Source organism: Psychromarinibacter sp. S121, from assembly GCF_049801035.1.
GTDB lineage: Bacteria > Pseudomonadota > Alphaproteobacteria > Rhodobacterales > Rhodobacteraceae > Psychromarinibacter.
This window is the reverse complement of sequence record NZ_JBNAGE010000002.1, coordinates 687,150-705,911: the sequence shown is the minus strand read 5'-3', so window position 1 is coordinate 705,911 and position 18,762 is coordinate 687,150. Positions and strand designations below refer to the sequence as shown.

Here is an 18,762-nt window from a genome sequence, read left to right as displayed (position 1 = left end):
GGGGCCAGCAACATGACCATAAGGCAGATGGCGAGGCCAACGGCGCAGATAAAGGAAATCATGCAATGGAGATGGTGACTCAGGGGAAAATAGGAAGGGACAAAATGTCAGAACACGTCGAACTGAGCACGGATGATCTGAAGTTGGTCGAAGCCGAGGTGGGCCGGTTCACTGCACAAGTGCTTTCTACTTGCCGTTATCTTGGCGGCGACGCACTGACCGTAGCCGCACGGTTGAACGAATTCGGGCGGCAATGTCAGGCCGAAGCCGACGTGCTCGCTGACTTCATCCGACATCGTCGGGAACAAGCCGTTCAGGAGCACATTCCTAGCGCACCGAAGGGCGTACATTGAGGGAGCTCAAAGGATGAACCGCAACAACGGGCGCAATACGGATGGAACATTTGCACCCGGGAATCCGGGCCGACCGAAGGGTGCGCGTCACAAGACGACACTGGCCGTCGAAGACCTTCTTCACGGAGAAGCGGAAGGTTTGACCCGCAAGGCGGTCGAACTGGCACTAGATGGCGACACGACGGCTCTCAGGCTCTGTCTGGAGCGCATTGCGCCCCCCAAGAAGGACACACCTGTGCAATTCAACCTTCCCGCTATGGAAACCGCGCAGGCAGTGTTGCAGGCCGTCTCCGGCGGTGACCTGACTCCGATGGAGGGTGCGAGCGTTATGGCGCTTGTTGAGGGCTACAGGAAGACGTTGGAAACCACCGAGCTGGAAGCGCGGCTGACGGCATTGGAGAACGCGAGATGAATGTGTTGGGAAAGCGGATTGAGCGGTTGGAGAGCAAGTCGGCCCCAGAGGGCGATCCCGTTAGGGCGATCATTCTTGTTGGCGTTGGGTCGGGCCGTGATGGAAACGGCAACTTGGTGCGCCGAGCCGAAACGGCAATCCCAGTCGGCATGGGGACAGGCATGATCGGGATCAGTCGGGAAGACCGCGAGACAGAAGCAGCGTTTCGCGGCCGCCTTGACCATTACACTAAGGCCGCAGCACAGGAGGAACGGTGAGATGCACTTTCACCGACGATTGGAGAAGTTGGAAGAACGCCTGAACCCCGAAATGCTGGTGGTCCTTCTTCGCAGTTGCGGCGCAAGGCCAGAGACAGCGGACGGAATTTACGCCGCATCTATCGTCGGTCGCGAACCGCCTTGCGTCTATCGCTCCGAATATGCGGATGACGAGGATTTCTGGCGGGCGGTCAACGCAGAGTGCGGGAGGATGACTGCAGGCATGAGGGACCAATCGGCATGACTATCAAGCAGCGACTGAGAAACGCCGAAAGGAAACGCGGAGTGGGTGAGGAGGAGATTCTTTTTTTCATGACGCACTATGAAAAGAAGGACGGGACCAGCGACTTTGCCACCGGCAGGGCGTACCGCCGATCCGGTATAGGAGGCTTCGCGTCCATCCTGTCGGTGAAAGGTGAGAGTGCCGAGGAGTTCCGTGAGCGTGCAGCGCGAGAATTAAGTACGCGCGATGGAAAGTGTATCGGAAAGCCGCGCTCCGACGGTTAAACACGATCGTTTGCCGAGGCCGTGTCATTTTATGCAAATGGTGAGCGGCACACTTTGGCGCGGCTACCGGGCGAGACGCCGGATGAGCTTGTGGAACGGGCGGAATCTGCAAGTGCTTAAGCGCTGCAATTCCGGCGAGAATCCAAGAAGCCCCCCTTGTATCGCTTGACCATGTCCGAGCTCGGCCAACCGACGTCGATTATCACTGCCCTTATTGGGGTTCAGGCATCGCACTTCGAGCCGTCTCCATCGGCAGGGAAGCGTCAGGAATGCGCGCCGCGTCATTCTCCGAGCAAATCTTCTGATGATCCGAAAGCTCAGAGGAGCGTCGAGCTTCAATTACCAGATTACGACTGGAAAGGCGCGGCGAGCCTCAGAGTTCGGCCACATCTAAACGATCAGGCCGGCGCTTAATGGCCGGCCCGATCTATTGGGATAGCGTTCAAGTAACTGAAGCCATATCCCGTCCGTGAGTGGAAGTGTCGGCTTGCGTATTGAAACCTGCACGAATTGTGAAGCGAAAATGCGCCTTGAGACGTCACGTTACTTTTGCACTTGCTTATCATGCGAAGGAAACCCTTTAAGGAGATAATTTCAGGGGCGGAAGATTGGTTGCGTTTTGTGTTGGCGTATCGAAATGCGTTGCCTGAATTGCGCAACGCGGTCTTTGTCATTGTATCGACTGCGGCAGGTTTCGTTATAACGGTCGTCTTTGCTCTGTTTCGGTTCTTGGTTTGGCCATTCAAGAGACTGTCCGGGGATGCCTACGGCTTGGCGCGCGGGACGATTACCTACCCTGTGTACCATCGATCTAGTCGGGAGGCAGAGACCCTCTCAGAGGCTCTGGCACTAATTCAAACTCGGCTCTAGGTAGCCGACATGATGCAAAAAAATTCGCATTTCACTGTCGTGCCTCACAAGAGCCGTGTTGGGCAGGGACCAGATCTTCTCCGTCCTAGCCTTGCTACATAAGTGAAGTGCATTGTCATGCCGATGCGCGCGGCCATGCCGATGCGCGCGCAATCGCCTATGACGCGAATGTTCCGTCGACAAAGCGCATGTGGAAAGTTAACACCGCAACGACCTGCTAAGCCTATTGCGAGGCGGGCAACGCGGCCGGGCGGAACCCCATCAAAAATCCGTCCGGTCGCACACCTTGGCAAATTGTCTCTCGGCTTCCCAGACGGGCAGATAATTGATGCTGCTCAACTCATTTTCCATTGGATCGCGCCGACGCATTGATCTGTTTCTTTTAGACGGATCGCTACTTCGGCCATCCTCCGCTCTCCGTAAAGCCTTCGTCCTGACGCAAGCGTCTCTCGGCAACTCAAGGATGAATTTAGTAGTCTTGGGGTTGCCAAGCATGGCTCAAAAAAATAAGCCCCGACGCCTAGATTCGCGCCGGGGCACAAACAATGAACTCGTTAATGGCAAATTTCACATATCATACAATTGCGTTTCATCGCAATGTCTCGTCCACGGGTTGAAACAAGGATGGATAGAAAGGCCAGCTCTCGGGACGGCGAAGTCGTCTATCGAATCAAGACGCGATCCGCCACTAAGTCGAACAAAGGTGATACGCAGCCTTCGGTTTCATACCGGGCCGAGAAGCGCTGCCGCGCGCTTTTACTACTATGGAAATGGCGACCCGTGGATTGGGGTGATTGGCGTGCAACGAAGGCCGAGGCGCTATTGGACGCAGCACGTGACGCCTACCGGGCTGAGGGCAGAAGATCTCCGACTATCCTAGATGAAGGCTGAACGATCTTGGTTATTTGGTTCCAAACGTTTTTGCGTGTTTGAAGCGCGGCCAGCTAGCTTGGACGTAGCTGACACGACGAGGTTCTAGTCCGTCAAGCGGTCAGTAATCGGCTGGCGCGAATCACTCGCTATCGGAGCCCTGAGCCGATTGCGCGACCGGGCGAGCATTGGGGCGAAGTGGCCCGGCCACAGGGTTCGCAGTGGTCTTGAGTCGCGAACTTTACGACTTTGCGCCCATCTTTCCAATTTGTCGATGGCCCTTGAGCCCACCCTCTACTTGGGGTGGCCTAACCCCATTGCGTGAAAGGCCGACGTCAGACTGTCGTTTGCCGGTCAGGCCAATACCCGATGCTTCGAGTAAAATTCAGTGCCTAAGACTGTCGCGCGGGCTTCGTTAACGATTTATCCCGCGTGTCACGATGCCAATCTGGTCGATTGGGTTCAGGCTATCGATTGCGGGGATAGGCTCGCGCCCGAGCAATCAATGAGGGAGAGACTCGGGCGCTGTGCTCGCAGGGAGAGAGTGCGCGAGCCTCTATCCTCCTATTCGTTTTAGCGATTTCCGTCTACAGCCGGTCAGTCAAAAGTTGTTCTTTACAGTGCAGTCAGTAACGCGTGCGTTTAGGCTGCACGATCGTATCCCCAGGGTGCACAGGCTTGTTCGAGCGCGCGGAATCTTCCGGCGCGTTTGTCACACGTCTTATGTTCGGCTGAGCTCCGAAATCGTTGGCCCTTAGTGGCACTGTGATTGCACTTGAAATGCGGCGAGAGCGAAGCTGACGGCTTCACAGATCACCTTGCTCTCGATCATTTCTGAGGTCGCATTCGGCTTCGTCGGAGTACTTGACAGGACCTCGACCGACATGACGTCGCTTTGCATGTGATCCATCAGATCTACCTCCACGACCGCATAAATGCGGTCGGAGTGACCCTGCCATTCGGAGGAGACGACCCGTGCGTCGAGGGCTTCGAGCACGCCTTTCCGCGCGCGTGCAAGGCGGCGTCGACCTCTTTCCGCCTGCGTTTGTCGTGCATCACGATCCGATGCATTCGTTTCCCTCAAGAGCTTTTCGACCAGATTGTTTCTGCGCATCGGTACGAACCTTCTTTTGGCACGGCTACTTTGCAAGTGTTTCGTCGGTGTTTTGCTTAACCTGTGTACAGGTATCCGCCCAAAGATGGCGAAGGTGCGGCGAAGCTGGGGCGATTAGCGGACGAAAGCCCGCAAATTAGAGGTGCGTGCAATCCTACGTTGCGGAATGCCTTGGTGCGATGTAGGTGTGTACAGGTTGGGGTGGCTAGGGAGCGAGGCATTGGACGAGAGCCGCGCAGAAATTCTGGAAGACGTTAGAGCTCGGATTTGTCTTGCGCCTGTGGGGAGGCCATATGTCATCCACGAGGGCGAGCTTGCAGCGGCCCACGGCGTCTCAAGGTCGCCAGTTCGCCAAGTGCTTCAAAGGCTCGAGATTGAGGGCTTCGTTGAAGTGCGTGTAGGCGTCGGCACCGTGGCCACTGAACTGGTAGAGCCAGATAGGTTCGCGGCTTTCAAAGTCTATCAGGAACTCGCGGCCGCAGCCGCAAACTGCTCGGAAGGGTACAGCATTTCCGACGACGTACATGTTGAACTGGGCGGCCTGACGGGCCTCATTGCCTACACGCGGAATCGGTCAGCCGCTGACTACGTGAGGGTGTTCGGGCATGTCGGTTCAGCCATGAGCGATTTGGTTCGAGATCCGGTCTTAAAGCATGCGATGAGCATCGCGCACTGGCGCGTTATGCGCTGGAGAACTCGCGATTTCATAGAACGACCCGATGAGACGTGGAACTCGTTGGCGGTGAATGTGAAGGCTGTAGCGGACTCGCTTGTGAGCGACGACGCTGCAGTCGTGCTCCGGACGGCCGCCGGGATCTCGGGCAGGTTTCTTTCGCCGCAGGTTGTAAGTACCGCCTGAGCATTTCGCGGCAGTTCGGGCGGCCAATACACTCTCCCGTAAGTGAGTAGTGCTAACTGGCAAACGGAATGCTCGAAGCTATGAGCGAATAGGGAGCCGCCATTCCGTGCCTATCGCCTGAACGGCAAGCGCCAGACCCGGGAACCATACTGATTGAAAGGAGGGCTTCTGCGGCCACAAGTCCGAGAGATCTATCTCACATGCCGGTCATCAGTGCGTTGATTTCTTACCAGTCCGATGCCGCTAACTCGACGGCCTGCGTGATCTAGTTGAGTAGTTAAAGATTGTGGAATCAATGAATTCGACGCAACCCTTGGAGCTATCTCGATGCAATAGAGGGCGATAGACTTATGCCAGAGCTTAGGGAGCGTCACATCCAAGTTTTAAAGGGCTTGATCGAGGTAATGACGGCCCGCGCTGAGCGCTGTGAGAGCCAGGGAAAGCTAGACGAGGCCAAGCAGTTGCGGGCACAGATCGAAGATCGTCAGGCGGAGCTTGTCCAATTGATGCAGTCTGTGGCGCCAGAGACGCGACGGTGATTGTCGTCATGCGCGCTCCAAGCCCGTCCGATTCCGCCATTGCCCTCGGGGCTCGAACCACGCGGGGGGCTGGCAGAGATCTGTTGCCTACGCTTGGGCCTAGGTTGTTTTTGGTAGGCGGGATTTGATCTCCTCACCCCCACGATCCAACCAAGTGGCCCACACCTAAACGCCTTTGGCTGGCTGATTCTGCTGCACCTTGATCACTTTGGTGTCCGTCTTTTTCCGCTACCAGACTTTCTCATAGCGAGGACGAGCCAGGAGTGCGTAATTGTGTGGCCCGATCGAGCGCGCTAAGCCTCAGATCCCCACTAGCAGCTGGGCTCGCATTGAAAGGTTTAAGTCAAATGCACACAAACGCCCCCGCCTAGACGATCTCAAAGACTGAGACCGAGAATACGACATCCTGAAAGTCTTTGTCGCCGCGATCTTCCAAGTCCTCGAAACCGACGGAAATCGCGTCACCGCCCGGCACCACGCCGGACAGGGCATGCTCTTTGCCATCGCTATTTAAGGCCTTCGCGAAACTGTGAAAAACCGCCTCGGTAACCTTACTTCCGTTTAGCGTTAGGGCAACGCTGCCTTCGTCGCCTACGTTCGCCAGTTCGCCATCTGCACTATCAATGAATTCCAGCGTATCACTGGCACTCAAATCACCAACCAACTCGGCACCATCTTGAATCACGAAGAATCCAAGCATGTTTCCATCTTCCACGTCCGTGATCTCGATGGAAGCTGACGGGTTCGATTTCGTGTCGGACACTAGCAGCTGAACGTCCACGATGTTGCCTTCAAAATCCACCTCGTAGACGCCGAGCGAGTTAGAATAGCTGGCCGCAGAAAGCGCCTTGCTAAGCTCAACGCGGAAACCACGCTCGCCGTCTCCAGTAAGAAACTCTTGGTTGTTGATGCCGTTGACACTCTCCGCTTCAACCGCGACGCCTTCGCCCAAATCCGGCAGAAATGTTTCGAAGGTTATAATTGAGCCGGTTCCATTGGACGTGACCATAAAGTCGCCGTCAGAGAAGTCGCCCAGCAACGTAAACGTGCTATCGGACTCCCCATCGAGATCAGCATCAATGGATATTATTGCCGAACCCGAGACCCAGGATATGTTCTCTGCCGAAATGATCTTGTCTTGAATGACTATTTTTTTGCCGTCATCGAACCCCTCCACGGTGTCGCCATCAAGGTTGGAAAGGTCGGTGTTTAGGTCCGGATCATCCTCTTCCATCTTTATGAATTCAGGGTTTGGGTTCGTGTCTTCCTCCTTCAGATTTTCCAGAATGGATTCTACGAACTCCGCGCGTGGGATCTTTGATTCTGTCTCATTTCGAATGATCTCTCCGACCTTGTCTTTTAGCACGGCGTCATAGGCCAGTTTTACCGCTGCACCAACGATTACGACACCAACGACGCCTGCCAGAAAGGGAGAGGCTGCAACTAGTGCAGCGGTCGAAGCATACCCCGCCACCCCGGCAACGAAAGCCATACCACTCGCCGTTCCGCCCGCGACAAAGAAGTGATCTGCGATTTTCGTTTTAATGTTAACGTTTGCGTCGATGTAGGCGTCGTATCTCGCATTGGCATATTTTTCTTTGGCCTGGATCCCCCGGTCGGACGCGCCGTACTCAGCATTTGCTGATTCTAGCCGTTCGCCGTATTCCTGAATTTCTTCGCCAACATCGACCCCAAGATCGGCCAACTTCAGGCCTTTGACGATCTTTTTGGTAAAAAGCTCCTTCGCCAAATCTGGATCGACCGTTCTGGTCAATTTGTCCACGAAGCTCGCTGCGTCCAACGTTCCCTTAACTAAATCGCCCCAATCGTACGGATCTTCCATTTCCGGCGTGTGCTTTCCATCCTGCCGGTATACTTCATCGTAAATCTTAAAGTTTAGCGTCGAGCTTCCTTCGATAGATATTTCTTCCCCATCGCCTTCTGCGGAAAACTCGATCGACCCAGATTCAATACCTTCTTCAACGCCATCTCCGTACATTGCGAACCCGAGAGGTATGTCCACGCTCGTCTTACCCGCAGGTATGATCAAGTTTTGAATATTCAGATCAGCGGAAAGCTCTGGGTCGGTGATCGTTGGTACTACTCGTATCGCGTAGTCGACCGCCTCCGAGACTTTGAGCGTAACCACGGCATTCTCGCCGCCTTCATCGAAGGCGAACTCTCTCCCACCTCCAGCATAGCTGACCGAAACGCTGACATCGTCTTCTTCATCAACCGAAATCTGGTACCATCTATATGTTGGCTGCTCGTAGTGAGAGACGTAGCCAAGGTAGTCTACCTCGTGAAAAACCTGGATCGGCGCTGGGTCTGGTGTGCCTCGTGCTTCAAATTCCGCGTCCGAGATGACTTCGCCAATTGAGAAATCGTAGATAAGAAAGGAATACCCTGAAGCAATCCAGCAGGTGTCAAAGGTGCAGAAATCGGCCTCATCCGGCTTGCCATTTGGCCCAATGGGAATCTCGGTTGCGTGTAGAACCGAGTCCCAACCGTAATCGGTCATTGTAGATTGTCCTGGGAGCAGCCCCCAAAGATGCGGGATCGGCTCGCCGTTGTACGCAAGTGGCGTATTGTCGACCTCCGGAAAATCCGAGCCGTATGCAACAGAGGTGACGTTAAAATCGAGTTGGAGCTTCAGCCAAGCCATACGAATCCCCCCAGAAAGCTAATTGACCCAAGGGAAGGATACGCAGCAGAGCGGGTTGTGGGGAGTCCCGAGGCCCGCAACCAAAGATTGCTAATTAGAGCATGCCTGAGTGATTGAGGCGAGCCGCGGGGGCGGCTAATCACTCACACAAATTGCACCAAAACTCGCAACCGTCGGGCCAACGCCGAGCGAAACCCATAGCGACTAGAGTTTCGCCAACATTCACGCCGTCAACATAGACATGGGCGAGCGTGCGCTCATGCCTGTCCTTCCCGGTACGGCTAATGGTGACGACTCCGCTGTTCATTAATTCCATAAAAGCTGCGCTAGCTTTATGCGCTAGGGCCCTTTCGACGTCGCCGCCACAGATGTTGTTCTGCGGTTCCGGTGTGTCGTAGCCGTCCAAACGAAACTTTTCCCCCTTAAGCCAGAAGGTGTCTCCGTCGACAATACAGGTCACGCGTTTGCCCGATCCACACATCTCGTAGGCCATGCCGGGTAGTGCAACACCAAAAGAAGCGCAGAAGACTAGAGATGTGATGAGGGGTCTCGACATGGCACCACGCTAAACGCAGCAAAAACTCAAGGCAAGTGTTCCTGGAACGTCCCGGAAACAATCTCTTAACGATACAGGGCGCAAAAGGAGAACATTGACCAAGGTCCAATCCGGAACGAACGCAAGCTCAACGCGGGAGTTTCTTTCACAGCGACAGACCGTCAGCTTTACACCTCGGACATTCTCATTGCGACCCCGGGGCCACCGGCAATGTCGCCATCATCTAGGAACTGGATGCCCTGCTCTTCGAGTGCGCGTAGCACCTTATCGAGATTTGCACCTGAAGAAGCGGGAACTCCGTCGGCTGCTTCCATCCTCTTGATCGTTGACGAAGCTACCCCGGAAGCGTCTGCAAGGTCTTTGACTGAAAGCTTCGCGTAGCCGCGCGCCATACGGATTTGTGCGCCTGTAATCATGTCCGTGACCTATTTTAGTTCTTTTGTGATCCATAATGGTTGACACCGGGCTGGATGTGACCTATTTTAGTTCGCATAAGAGCCAAATGTAAACATGGGGCCACGCAATGACCTACAATCGTTCCGCCATCATGCGCCGCGCTTGGGAAATCATCCGGAAAGCCGACGTCGCGCGCCATGGATTGAGCCTCATCAAGAGCCGCGCCCTGAGCGCAGCATGGCGGGAGGCCAAGGCAGAAGCGAAGTACGCCGCCGCCCGCCCCGTCGCGGACCTCAGCACTGCTGAACGTGAGTTGGTCACACTGGAGAACCAGCGGACCCCCATGACTGCCGACCTTCGCCGCATGGATGCGTTGCGCGAGATCGTCGCCGCAGAGCGTGCGGCCCGGATGGCTGAAAAACGCGACCTGATCGACAGCGCTAAGGGCCGGATTTGCGCCGTCACCTTCACCAAGAAGGACGGCAGCGAACGCACCATGAAAGTGCAGCCCGCAAAGCTGAAATTCCACGTGAAGGGTGATGCTGCCAGCGAGCCAGCCCGGCGGGCCAGCGCCACGCGTGCCGCGCGTCATCCACACCTGCTGCCGGTTTGGGACACGGAAGCCAAGGCCCCGCGTTCGGTCAATCTCGCGACCGTGAGCCGGATTGCTGTGAACGGCCACATCCATGAATTCCACGCAGTCTAAACAGGAGAAAAGACATGAGTGTCAAAGAAGTGGGAAAGGTCCTGAAACGCTTGAAGCTCTACGCACAAGCGGTCGGCGTCGAGGTTCCTCGCCCCATTATCAACGAGGATGGCGGACCGTCGAGCGAGGTTATCGATTTCTGCGAAAAGCACGGTGCCAGCCTCGACTACATCTACACCGGTGATGTGACGCCCCTGATCCATGCCGTCGCGAGCAAGCCGAAGGAGTTCGACGAGACGGACTTCCGCGATGCACACAACGCCGTGGACTATCATCTGACCACAACGATCGGTCTCGCCTGCGCCCTATACGACATCGGGCGGGAAGCTGACGGCATCTGCAATCCGACCGATGAGGGCATGGCGCTCATGGGCCTCATCACAACCATCAAGGAACGGTTGGAGGCAATTGCAGATCTACGCCAGTCGGAATGGGACGCGATCATTCAGCCCAGACAAAACGCTTTTGCAGAGTAAGAGACGCGACAATGCCAGAACCGATCAAACCCCTCATCCTCGACGGCCTCGATAAACTTGGCGAGGTCCGCAACCTCAACCGAATGTTCGATATGGTGAGCCGATCTGCGGGCCGGGCTGATGGCGACCTGCACGGCATCAGCGCTTTGGCTGCGGTGATCGATGATCGCCTTGCGCAGGCAGAGACGGAATTGAAGCGCGCGCTGCAAGGAGACGCGAATGGAGAGGGGGTGATGGGATAGCCGTGGCTCTGCAGCACGACAGGGGCCGCGCAAAGTCGCGGCCCCTACATTTGTGAGCGGTGGACTAGGTGAATCAAGTCTACAGCATCAACAGAAACTGGTCCAATCGCTTCATTCCCGAGATCCAAAGGATTGTCGGGGCGCATCTTTTGTCAGTCGCGCCAGACAATCTGGATATGTACGACGCCACAGACCTCTTGATGATGGAGGCGAGAGATCTGCGTATTGCCGCGCGTGTCAGAAGGCCCGGTTATGCGGACGCTTTTCCTTTCGACTTCACCATCCGGGCCCAGGTGCCGTCAGGCAAAGAGACCGAGCTATCCAAGATAGTGAATGGCAAAGGTGACTGGATGTTCTATGGCCACGCCGACACGAGCGGACATAAGCTTGCGTCCTGGTGGCTGATCGACCTCCGCGCGTTCCGCGCTGGGCTGATACGGCAGGCAACGAATGGGCATCCGATCCGTTGCGGAGACCGGACGAACCCGGACGGTACGCGGTTCAAGTGGTTCGACATTCGGTCTTTCCCATCGAACCCGCCTTTGGTGGTCGCGAGTCGCCGGTGATCAGAGATGGCCGCCTTCGGTGGCGCAGTGACGAAGAAAACCGAGCCCAATGGGCGCGCCTTTCAGCCGGAACTGAAAAGGGTGTTGGCAGCGCGCGGCGTAATCACATACTCGCAGCGTTTCCTCTCTAGCGTGGATATTTTTGCCATAGTCCCCTAGTATGGAGGGAACAGAATCGCTAGATACCCGTTAGAATCAATAACCGCTCGAAGGAGGTGCGCTATGGAAAAGCTTTTCCAAGCTATTCGCGACCAGCACCCCGGCTACGACGTGCTGGACGTGAAACTGCTGGCAAATCAACATGTGGTTGCGGATCAAAGCGCAACCGAATTGGATGACGCGTTTTCAGACGCTATTCTAGCTGCGGAAGGGCCATTTCCGCTGGAAGCGTTTAAGTAGGGCGCTAGACTCCATACAACAATTTGTATAAGCCCCTAGCGAAAATCGCTAGGGGTTGCAAATGAAGTACGTTGACTTATCTCAACACCTACACGAGTTGCGGGCGGAGCGGTCTGGCCGAGTCGTCGGTGGCGCAATGCGTATGGCTGAGGTTTGGCAGAGCGTACTCGACTCCCCGAAGACGCCAATTACAGAAATCCGGTACTACAAGGCTGCGCTGCCCACGCCGTTGGATGGCTTGTTTGCGCGACTTGGGAAGGTAGACGGGACCGGCGAAATAGCCGCAGTGTACGTCGATAGCGAACTACCGCCCCATTGGGGAGAGTTCGTCGCGGTAAAGGAGATGATGCATTGCTTCACCCCTGGCAAGCATTACACCGGTACGCCGTCGGATGCCTCCAATCTCGTTGAGGCGCTGTGCAAAACGTCTGGGCGTTATGGTGCGAGTGTGGCAGCGGACAACAGTGCGATCCTGGCCGCTGCTGAGGTTATTCTTCCGCACTACACCGTTGAACGCTATTTGAAATCCGGAATGGATGTTGCTGCGATAGCCGCCGCTCAAGACTTGCATCCGGAGGTGGCGGAGATGATATGTCGTTTCGACATGCTGCAAAGCAGAAAGAACGGCGAGATTTAGACGTATGCACGCCACGTTCGCCCATCGCGGTGCAATAACCCCTTAGGCGAAGCTTTGACAGCACCACGTCGGTGCGCCAATAGGGCCACCCGGCGGTATCTTGGGCATGCTAGAAGCAACATGCTCCACCAGTTCCCGCTGCATTCTGGGCGCGTTTCTAACGACAATTACGCCGTCGCGCGCCGCGTCAGCGCCCTAGCCGAGCAGTACGTTGGGGTTACGAACTTGCCGGATCGCCAGAATCGCCTCGACGTGTTCCAGCCCCTAGCGGTGCTCCCGAATGATCTGATTCCGCAGCGCCTAGTCTATCATCTTGTATTGCCTTGTGGCGGGGTGGCGACACTGCGCCAAACGGATGGAACGGTTTTCGTCGAAATTGGCACCGTATCAGATCATTGGAGGGCATGATTGTCCCCATATGTCCCCCAACCGCGCCTCACGATTGCTCGCCCCCACGGATACGCTCCACCGGCGGGATGGCTACCCCTGACGACAGGCGGCAGGTCGAGCCAGTCATTTCATCGCTTCCCGAGCCGTTTAGAAGGCCCGTCAACCTGATGCGGTCATTGTGCCGCGTTCACCCACCGCCCGAGCTGCACTCAGGTCGCGGGAGAGGCTCGGCTGGATCTCACCAAAACCGGCGCGGAGCGCGCAGCATCGTCATTCTTGAGATCAAAAATGGTAGATTAAATGGTAGCCGCCACCGCCGGCGGCGGTAATTATCTGATAATAATGAGATTTTTTAGGTGTTATGGTAGCGGAGGAGGGACTTGAACCCCCGACACAAGGATTATGATTCCTCTGCTCTAACCAACTGAGCTACTCCGCCGGAACCGCCGGCGTAGGTATGCGAGGCTGCGGGGGGCGTCAAGCGGGAAAAACCGCCCGCGTGGCGGATTTTGCAAATGGCGTCCGCGGCGCGTTCAGCGCTTGGGCGCGCCAGACTTGATCTCGCCAAAGGTCAGCACGGGCGAGGCATCCATTTCCTCGGCATCGAGCATCGACGCCACACGTTCCAGCGACGAGATAAGTTGCGCCTGTTCCCAGTCCTTGAGCGACTCGAAGGACTTCACAAAGCGCTGCTGCAGCGCATCCGGCGCCGTATCGACCGCGGCGCGGCCCGCGTCGGTGATCACCACGTCGGTCTGGCGGCGGTCGGCCTCGGACCGGTAGCGGGTGACCATGCCACGGGCCACCAGCTTGTCGACCAGCGCCGTCACCGTCGCCTGGCTGACGCCCATCCGGCTTGCCAGCTCTTTCGGCGTCACCCCGGCGTTCTTTCCGCCAGCCACCAACTGCAACACGCGAAGCTGCGCAGGCGTCAGCCCCGCCGCCTGCGCAAGGGTGCGTTCGTACAGCTCTGTCGCGCGCAGAATCCTTCGCAACGCGATCAGGCTTTGGTCGGTCCGGGGGCTTAGATCTTCGGCCATGGACCCGGTTTATCCCCGGTCCGTGCAGGTCGGCAACACCCTGCCGACGACACATCCTTCATAATGCGAAGGACTTTTCGGGCCATATTCCTTCGCTATGTGAAAGATTTTTTCCGTCAATAGCCATTTTCGCAACAAATTCGTGGATTTTTCTTTCATTCGTTGAAACCAAATGCCCTCCAATCTATTTAGTCTACCGAACGAAATGCGAGGAACGGTCAAAACGATGCCGAAAGACACCATCACACCCCGATCGCGGACGCCCCTTCTGCGCAAGCCGGACGCGACGGACGGGGCCGAAATCTGGGAGCTGGTGAAAGCCTGCAAGCCGCTCGACGAAAACTCCATGTACTGCAATCTGGTTCAGGCCGATCATTTCCGCGACACCTGCGTGGTGGCGGAACTGGACGGCGAAATCGTGGGCTGGATTTCGGGTCACATGATCCCGGCGAAGGAAGAGCTTTTCGTCTGGCAGGTGGCTGTCGGCGCCAAGGCGCGCGGCCTCGGCCTCGGGCGCAAGATGCTGCTTGAGCTTGTGAACCGTGACGAGTGCGAAGGCGCGACGCATCTGAAGACCACGATCACCGAAGACAACGACGCCTCGTGGGGCCTGTTCCGCAGCTTTGCTCGCCATGTCGGCGGCGACCTGTCGGACGAGCCGCATTTCGAGAGCGAAGAACACTTTGGCGGCCAGCACGACACCGAGCACATGGTGACGATCGAGCTGCCCCAACCGGCCCCGCTGGCGCGCGCTGCATAAGCGCCGCCGCACCCGGTTTCCCCTGACAGAAATTCCTTCCTGAAAGGAGCATGACATGCCGAAAGACATGAACAAAAGCTATGAGATCTATGAACGTCGCGAAAGCGAAGCGCGCTCTTACTGCCGCGGCTTCCCGACGTCCTTTGCCAGCGCGTCCGGTTCCGAACTGACTGACGACAAAGGCAACACCTACATCGACTTCTTGGCCGGTTGTTCGTCGCTGAACTACGGCCACAACGATCCGGACATGAAGCGCGCGCTGATCGACCACATCTCGTCGGACGGTCTGGCCCACGGCCTTGACCTGCACACCGACACGAAGGGCGACTTCCTGAGCGCGTTCGAGACGCACATCCTCGAGCCGCGCGGCATGGACCACAAGGTGATGTTCACCGGCCCGACCGGCGCGAATGCCGTCGAGGCTGCGATGAAGATCGCCCGCAAGGTCACCGGCCGCACCAACATCATCGCCTTCACCAACGGCTTCCACGGCGTGACGATGGGCGCGCTTGCCGCGACCGGCAACGGGTACCACCGTGGCGGCGCCGCCGGCGCCGCCCTGACCGGTGTCACGCGCATGCCCTTCGACCGCTATATGGGCGAAGACTGCGACACGACGAAGTTCCTTGAAGCCGTGCTGAAAGACGCCTCGTCGGGTGTCGACGCCCCGGCTGCGATCCTGCTGGAAACCGTGCAGGGCGAAGGCGGCTTGAACGCCGCCCGCACCGAGTGGGTTCAGAAGGTCGCCAAGCTGGCCAAGGAACACGGCGCGCTGCTGATCGTCGACGACATCCAGGCGGGCTGTGGCCGCACCGGCACCTTCTTCTCGTTCGAGAAGATGGACATCCAGCCGGACATCGTGACGATGGCCAAATCGGTTTCGGGCTTCGGCCTGCCGCTGGGCCTTGTCCTCGTGCGCCCCGAACACGACGTGATGGGCCCGGCCGAGCACAACGGCACCTTCCGCGGCAACACCCATGCCTTCGTAACCGCCCGCGTGGCGATCGAGAAGTTCTGGGCCGACGACAGCTTTGAAAAAGAGCTGGCCGAGAAGGAAGAGATCCTGACGCAGGCGCTGGCCGATCTGGCCGAGATCGTCGGCGACGGCAAACTGAAGGGCCGCGGCCTGATGCGCGGCGTCGATGTCGGCTCGGGCGAGCTGGCCTCGAAAATCTGCGGTCGCGCGTTCGAGAAAGGTCTTATCATCGAGACCTCCGGCCCCGACGACGAAGTCGTCAAAGTGCTGGCGCCGCTGACCACCCCGAAGGAGACGTTCCGCAAGGGCCTGAACATCGTTCTCGATGCGGCTCGCGACGTCACCGCCCACAACACTATTGCTGCGGAGTAACCCACATGATCGTTCGTGACTTCAACAAGATCGTAAAGGACGAGCGCGACCGCGTGGTGTCCGACGCCAACTGGACCAGCGTGCGCATGCTGCTGGCCCAGGACGGCATGGGCTTCTCGTTCCACATCACCTTCCTCGAAGCCGGTTCGGAACACACGTTCCACTACAAGAACCACTTCGAGAGCGTTTACTGCATGCAGGGCAAGGGTACGATCACCGACCTCGCCACCGGCGAGACGCACGAGATCACGCCCGGCGTCATGTATGCGCTGAACGAACATGACAAGCACACGCTGAAGGCCGAGGAAGAACTGGTCATGGCGTGCTGCTTCAATCCGCCCGTCACCGGCACCGAGGTGCATCAGGAAGACGGGTCCTACGCCCCGGCGAAGGAACTTGCCGACTAAGCCATGACCCAGAACATGCACACAGTCGAGAAAATCGGCGGCACCTCGATGTCGCGCGTCGATGAACTGCGGGACACGCTGTTCATCGGCGAGCGCGCGGGCGCCGACCTGTATGGCCGCGTATTCGTCGTGTCGGCTTTCGGTGGCATCACCAACCTGCTGCTGGAACACAAGAAGACCGGCGACGCGGGCGTCTATGCCCGGTTCGCCAATTCCGACAACGACCACGGCTGGCACGAGGCGCTGGACAAGGTGGCCGAGGCCATGACCGAGGCGCACCGAAAGGTGCTGGACCATTCGGCCGATATCGAACGGTCCGACGGCTTTGTCCGCGAACGCATCGAAGGCGCGCGCAACTGCCTGATCGACCTGCAGCGTCTGTGCTCTTACGGGCACTTCCGCCTGTCCGAGCACATGCTGCAGATCCGCGAACTGCTGTCGGGACTGGGCGAGGCGCATTCCGCCTTCGTCACGGTCCAGATGCTTCAACGCGCGGGCGTGAATGCGCGTCTCGTGGACCTGTCGGGCTGGCGCGATCAGGGCGACGTGTCGCTCGAGGAACGCATCACCACCGCGATGGAGGGCGTCGATCCGGCGACCGAAATGGCGATCGTGACGGGCTATGCGCAATGCGCCGAGGGCCTGATGCGCGAGTTCGACCGCGGCTATTCCGAGGTGACCTTCTCGAAGCTCGCCGCCCTGACGGGCGCGCGCGAGGCGATCATCCACAAGGAATTCCACCTGTCGTCCGCCGACCCGAACCTTGTCGGGCAGAACGCGGTGCGCAAGCTGGGCCGGACCAACTATGACGTGGCCGACCAGCTGTCGAACATGGGCATGGAAGCGATCCACCCGAAAGCCGCCAAGACGCTGCGACAGGCCGACGTGCCGCTGCGCGTGACCAACGCGTTCGAACCCGGCGACCCGGGCACGCTGATCGACGACCAGCCGGCTGAAGAAGCTGCGGTCGAGATCGTGACCGGCCTCGACATCATCGCGCTTGAACTGTTCGAGCAGGACATGGTCGGGGTGAAAGGCTACGACGCGACGATCCTCGAGGTGCTCACGCGCCACAACGTCCGGATCGTGTCGAAAGTGTCGAACGCCAACACGATCACCCACTACGTCGACGCATCGCTGAAGACGATGCGCCGGGTAGAGCGGGATCTGGCAGAGCGCTACCCGTCGGCCGAGATCCGGTCGCGCACGCTAAGCGTCGCCTCGGTCATCGGCCGCGACCTGCGCGGGCTGTCCGTCCTGACACGCGGCCTGCAAGCCATCGCCGATGCCGGGCTCGAGTCCATCGGCGCTTCGCAGGGCCCGCGCAACGTGGACGTGCTGTACGTGCTGGAACGCGACGACCTGAAACCGGCGATCAAGGCGCTGCATGGCGCACTGATCGAAGACCAACCCGTCGCCTTCCCCAAGAAGGCCGCGTAAAGCGTCACGGGTTACAGAGACCTGAGAAGGCCGCTCCGATAGGGGCGGCCTTTTTCCTTTGCACCTGCTGAACCCGCGCCGCTCACGTCCACGCACCGATTAACAGAACCTTAGCGGTCCAGGCGAATGCTCACACGCGGGTAAGACCACGAGCGGAGGCGGTTGTCACTTGACAACCCGCCGGAAAGACCATTATGGGAAGACAACGACACCCCGACAAGGACATCGAAGCTGCTCTGGCGGAACTCGAAACCCTTGGCTGGATCGTCAAGAAGGCGAGCGGCAGAAGCGCTCATGCTTGGGGTTTCGTCCTGTATCCGGAGAATGCAAGGCACATGTGCCGGAATGGCGTCTTTTGCCGGAACCAGGTCTGGAGCACGCCGAGGAACCCCGGCTCTCACGCGCGCCAGCTTGTTCGGATGGCGAAAGGATGCGTTGCCGTAAAGGGGAATGACGATAGTGACGAGTGAGCCCGATACCGAGTTCGAATTTGAACTGGTGTTCGCCCTTCCGTCGAAAACAATCGACATGGATGCCGTTGGCGACGCCCTGTTCGAGGTCGGCTGCGATGACGCGCTGCTTGGGCTTGGCGCGGCGGGTATGGTCGGGCTGGCGTTTCTGCGCAGCGGTCCGGACGCCGAGGCCGTGATCTGCGACGCGATACAGTCGGCCACCGACGCCCTTCCCAAGGGCTCGCGCCTGCGTGAGGTAAAACCTGACCTCGTCAGTCAGGGCGATGTTGCCGCGCGACTTCAGGTCTCGCGGCAGGCCTTGCAGAAACGTGACCTGCCGCCGCCGTCCATCGGTGGGCTATACCGGGCGTCCGAGATGCTGTCCGTTCTCGACACGCAGTCGGGCAAGGTCAAAGACGCCTTGAAAGATGCGCGTGCCTGGTTCGCGGCGGCACCGGCGGCGCAGCGCATCAACGCGCGCTTGAGCCTTGAGGGCTGACG

The 18,762-nt window shown here is 58.1% G+C and carries 20 protein-coding genes and 1 tRNA gene; 15 read left to right on the top strand and 6 right to left on the bottom strand.

Annotation, left to right across the window (positions count from 1 at the left end):
* Positions 1-65: 65 nt before the first annotated feature.
* The 3 genes from ACP156_RS11815 (at position 66) to ACP156_RS11805 (ending at position 1,529) form a co-directional block, all read left to right on the top strand.
* Positions 66-353, top strand: coding sequence for a hypothetical protein (locus ACP156_RS11815; protein WP_425051527.1), 288 nt, complete (start codon positions 66-68; stop codon positions 351-353).
* Between the two features lie 13 nt (positions 354-366).
* Complete coding sequence (locus ACP156_RS11810) at positions 367-765, top strand: DUF5681 domain-containing protein (RefSeq protein WP_425051526.1); 399 nt, start codon at positions 367-369, stop codon at positions 763-765.
* Between the two features lie 497 nt (positions 766-1,262).
* Complete coding sequence (locus tag ACP156_RS11805) at positions 1,263-1,529, top strand: hypothetical protein (protein WP_425051525.1); 267 nt, start codon at positions 1,263-1,265, stop codon at positions 1,527-1,529.
* A 2,494-nt stretch (positions 1,530-4,023) separates the two neighbouring features.
* Here ACP156_RS11805 and ACP156_RS11800 read toward each other — a convergent pair.
* Positions 4,024-4,383: a hypothetical protein gene (locus tag ACP156_RS11800; protein WP_425051524.1), complete on the bottom strand. Its 360-nt coding sequence runs from the start codon at positions 4,381-4,383 to the stop codon at positions 4,024-4,026.
* Between the two features lie 220 nt (positions 4,384-4,603).
* On the opposite strand from ACP156_RS11800, the gene ACP156_RS11795 reads away from it, so the two are divergent.
* Positions 4,604-5,242 carry a GntR family transcriptional regulator gene (locus tag ACP156_RS11795; protein WP_425051523.1) on the top strand — a complete coding sequence of 213 codons (639 nt, stop codon included), beginning with the start codon at positions 4,604-4,606 and terminating at the stop codon, positions 5,240-5,242.
* A gap of 906 nt (positions 5,243-6,148) precedes the next feature.
* Here ACP156_RS11795 and ACP156_RS11790 read toward each other — a convergent pair.
* The 3 genes from ACP156_RS11790 to ACP156_RS11780 form a co-directional block, all read right to left on the bottom strand.
* Positions 6,149-8,446, bottom strand: a complete 2,298-nt coding sequence (locus ACP156_RS11790) for a DUF4114 domain-containing protein (RefSeq protein WP_425051522.1) — start codon at positions 8,444-8,446, stop codon at positions 6,149-6,151.
* 139 nt (positions 8,447-8,585) lie between these two features.
* Entirely contained in the window at positions 8,586-8,939 is a 354-nt protein-coding gene (locus ACP156_RS11785; protein WP_425051521.1) for a thermonuclease family protein, read from the bottom strand.
* 230 nt (positions 8,940-9,169) lie between these two features.
* A complete protein-coding gene (locus tag ACP156_RS11780; protein WP_425051520.1) occupies positions 9,170-9,418 on the bottom strand; it encodes a helix-turn-helix domain-containing protein in 249 nt (82 codons plus the stop codon).
* Between the two features lie 107 nt (positions 9,419-9,525).
* Between ACP156_RS11780 and ACP156_RS11775 the strand changes: the two genes are divergently transcribed.
* From ACP156_RS11775 to ACP156_RS11750, 6 genes are all read left to right on the top strand, one after another.
* The gene (locus ACP156_RS11775; RefSeq protein ID WP_425051519.1) at positions 9,526-10,104 is read left to right on the top strand and encodes a hypothetical protein; all 579 of its coding nucleotides are present in this window, start codon (positions 9,526-9,528) and stop codon (positions 10,102-10,104) included.
* A 14-nt stretch (positions 10,105-10,118) separates the two neighbouring features.
* On the top strand, positions 10,119-10,580 hold the full coding sequence (locus ACP156_RS11770; RefSeq protein WP_425051518.1) for a hypothetical protein: 462 nt from the start codon (positions 10,119-10,121) through the stop codon (positions 10,578-10,580).
* A gap of 11 nt (positions 10,581-10,591) precedes the next feature.
* Positions 10,592-10,822, top strand: coding sequence for a hypothetical protein (locus ACP156_RS11765; RefSeq protein ID WP_425051517.1), 231 nt, complete (start codon positions 10,592-10,594; stop codon positions 10,820-10,822).
* 68 nt (positions 10,823-10,890) lie between these two features.
* A complete protein-coding gene (locus tag ACP156_RS11760) occupies positions 10,891-11,388 on the top strand; it encodes a hypothetical protein (protein ID WP_425051516.1) in 498 nt (165 codons plus the stop codon).
* A gap of 222 nt (positions 11,389-11,610) precedes the next feature.
* Positions 11,611-11,787, top strand: a complete 177-nt coding sequence (locus tag ACP156_RS11755) for a hypothetical protein (RefSeq protein ID WP_425051515.1) — start codon at positions 11,611-11,613, stop codon at positions 11,785-11,787.
* Positions 11,788-11,848: 61 nt separating this feature from the next.
* Positions 11,849-12,424 (top strand): hypothetical protein, encoded by a 576-nt coding sequence (locus ACP156_RS11750; protein WP_425051514.1) that lies wholly within the window; start codon positions 11,849-11,851, stop codon positions 12,422-12,424.
* Positions 12,425-13,176: 752 nt separating this feature from the next.
* Here the strand turns inward: ACP156_RS11750 and ACP156_RS11745 are convergent.
* A tRNA-Met gene (locus ACP156_RS11745) sits at positions 13,177-13,253 on the bottom strand.
* A 94-nt stretch (positions 13,254-13,347) separates the two neighbouring features.
* Positions 13,348-13,854 carry a MarR family winged helix-turn-helix transcriptional regulator gene (locus ACP156_RS11740; RefSeq protein WP_425051513.1) on the bottom strand — a complete coding sequence of 169 codons (507 nt, stop codon included), beginning with the start codon at positions 13,852-13,854 and terminating at the stop codon, positions 13,348-13,350.
* A gap of 226 nt (positions 13,855-14,080) precedes the next feature.
* On the opposite strand from ACP156_RS11740, the gene ectA reads away from it, so the two are divergent.
* From ectA to ACP156_RS11715, 5 genes are all read left to right on the top strand, one after another.
* Positions 14,081-14,614: a diaminobutyrate acetyltransferase gene (gene ectA / locus ACP156_RS11735; RefSeq protein WP_425051512.1), complete on the top strand. Its 534-nt coding sequence runs from the start codon at positions 14,081-14,083 to the stop codon at positions 14,612-14,614.
* Between the two features lie 55 nt (positions 14,615-14,669).
* On the top strand, positions 14,670-15,962 hold the full coding sequence (ectB, locus tag ACP156_RS11730; protein WP_425051511.1) for a diaminobutyrate--2-oxoglutarate transaminase: 1,293 nt from the start codon (positions 14,670-14,672) through the stop codon (positions 15,960-15,962).
* Positions 15,963-15,967: 5 nt separating this feature from the next.
* Positions 15,968-16,369 carry an ectoine synthase gene (locus ACP156_RS11725; RefSeq protein ID WP_275631600.1) on the top strand — a complete coding sequence of 134 codons (402 nt, stop codon included), beginning with the start codon at positions 15,968-15,970 and terminating at the stop codon, positions 16,367-16,369.
* Positions 16,370-16,372: 3 nt separating this feature from the next.
* A complete protein-coding gene (locus tag ACP156_RS11720) occupies positions 16,373-17,809 on the top strand; it encodes an aspartate kinase (RefSeq protein WP_425051510.1) in 1,437 nt (478 codons plus the stop codon).
* Between the two features lie 459 nt (positions 17,810-18,268).
* A complete protein-coding gene (locus ACP156_RS11715; RefSeq protein ID WP_425051509.1) occupies positions 18,269-18,760 on the top strand; it encodes a hypothetical protein in 492 nt (163 codons plus the stop codon).
* Positions 18,761-18,762 lie beyond the last annotated feature (2 nt).

Bases quoted from the DNA above. Each gene is read 5' to 3' on its own strand.
- ACP156_RS11765 (WP_425051517.1), top strand. From the start codon at position 10,592: ATGCCAGAACCGATCAAACCCCTCATCCTCGACGGCCTCGATAAACTT.
- ACP156_RS11755 (WP_425051515.1), top strand. From the start codon at position 11,611: ATGGAAAAGCTTTTCCAAGCTATTCGCGACCAGCACCCCGGCTACGAC.
- ectA (WP_425051512.1), top strand. From the start codon at position 14,081: ATGCCGAAAGACACCATCACACCCCGATCGCGGACGCCCCTTCTGCGC.
- ACP156_RS11790 (WP_425051522.1), bottom strand. From the start codon at position 8,446: ATGGCTTGGCTGAAGCTCCAACTCGATTTTAACGTCACCTCTGTTGCA.
- ACP156_RS11720 (WP_425051510.1), top strand. From the start codon at position 16,373: ATGACCCAGAACATGCACACAGTCGAGAAAATCGGCGGCACCTCGATG.
- ACP156_RS11750 (WP_425051514.1), top strand. From the start codon at position 11,849: ATGAAGTACGTTGACTTATCTCAACACCTACACGAGTTGCGGGCGGAG.
- ACP156_RS11785 (WP_425051521.1), bottom strand. From the start codon at position 8,939: ATGGCCTACGAGATGTGTGGATCGGGCAAACGCGTGACCTGTATTGTC.
- ACP156_RS11770 (WP_425051518.1), top strand. From the start codon at position 10,119: ATGAGTGTCAAAGAAGTGGGAAAGGTCCTGAAACGCTTGAAGCTCTAC.
- ACP156_RS11810 (WP_425051526.1), top strand. From the start codon at position 367: ATGAACCGCAACAACGGGCGCAATACGGATGGAACATTTGCACCCGGG.
- ACP156_RS11740 (WP_425051513.1), bottom strand. From the start codon at position 13,854: ATGGCCGAAGATCTAAGCCCCCGGACCGACCAAAGCCTGATCGCGTTG.
- ACP156_RS11780 (WP_425051520.1), bottom strand. From the start codon at position 9,418: ATGATTACAGGCGCACAAATCCGTATGGCGCGCGGCTACGCGAAGCTT.
- ACP156_RS11800 (WP_425051524.1), bottom strand. From the start codon at position 4,383: ATGCGCAGAAACAATCTGGTCGAAAAGCTCTTGAGGGAAACGAATGCA.
- ACP156_RS11815 (WP_425051527.1), top strand. From the start codon at position 66: ATGGAGATGGTGACTCAGGGGAAAATAGGAAGGGACAAAATGTCAGAA.
- ACP156_RS11725 (WP_275631600.1), top strand. From the start codon at position 15,968: ATGATCGTTCGTGACTTCAACAAGATCGTAAAGGACGAGCGCGACCGC.
- ACP156_RS11775 (WP_425051519.1), top strand. From the start codon at position 9,526: ATGACCTACAATCGTTCCGCCATCATGCGCCGCGCTTGGGAAATCATC.
- ectB (WP_425051511.1), top strand. From the start codon at position 14,670: ATGCCGAAAGACATGAACAAAAGCTATGAGATCTATGAACGTCGCGAA.
- ACP156_RS11805 (WP_425051525.1), top strand. From the start codon at position 1,263: ATGACTATCAAGCAGCGACTGAGAAACGCCGAAAGGAAACGCGGAGTG.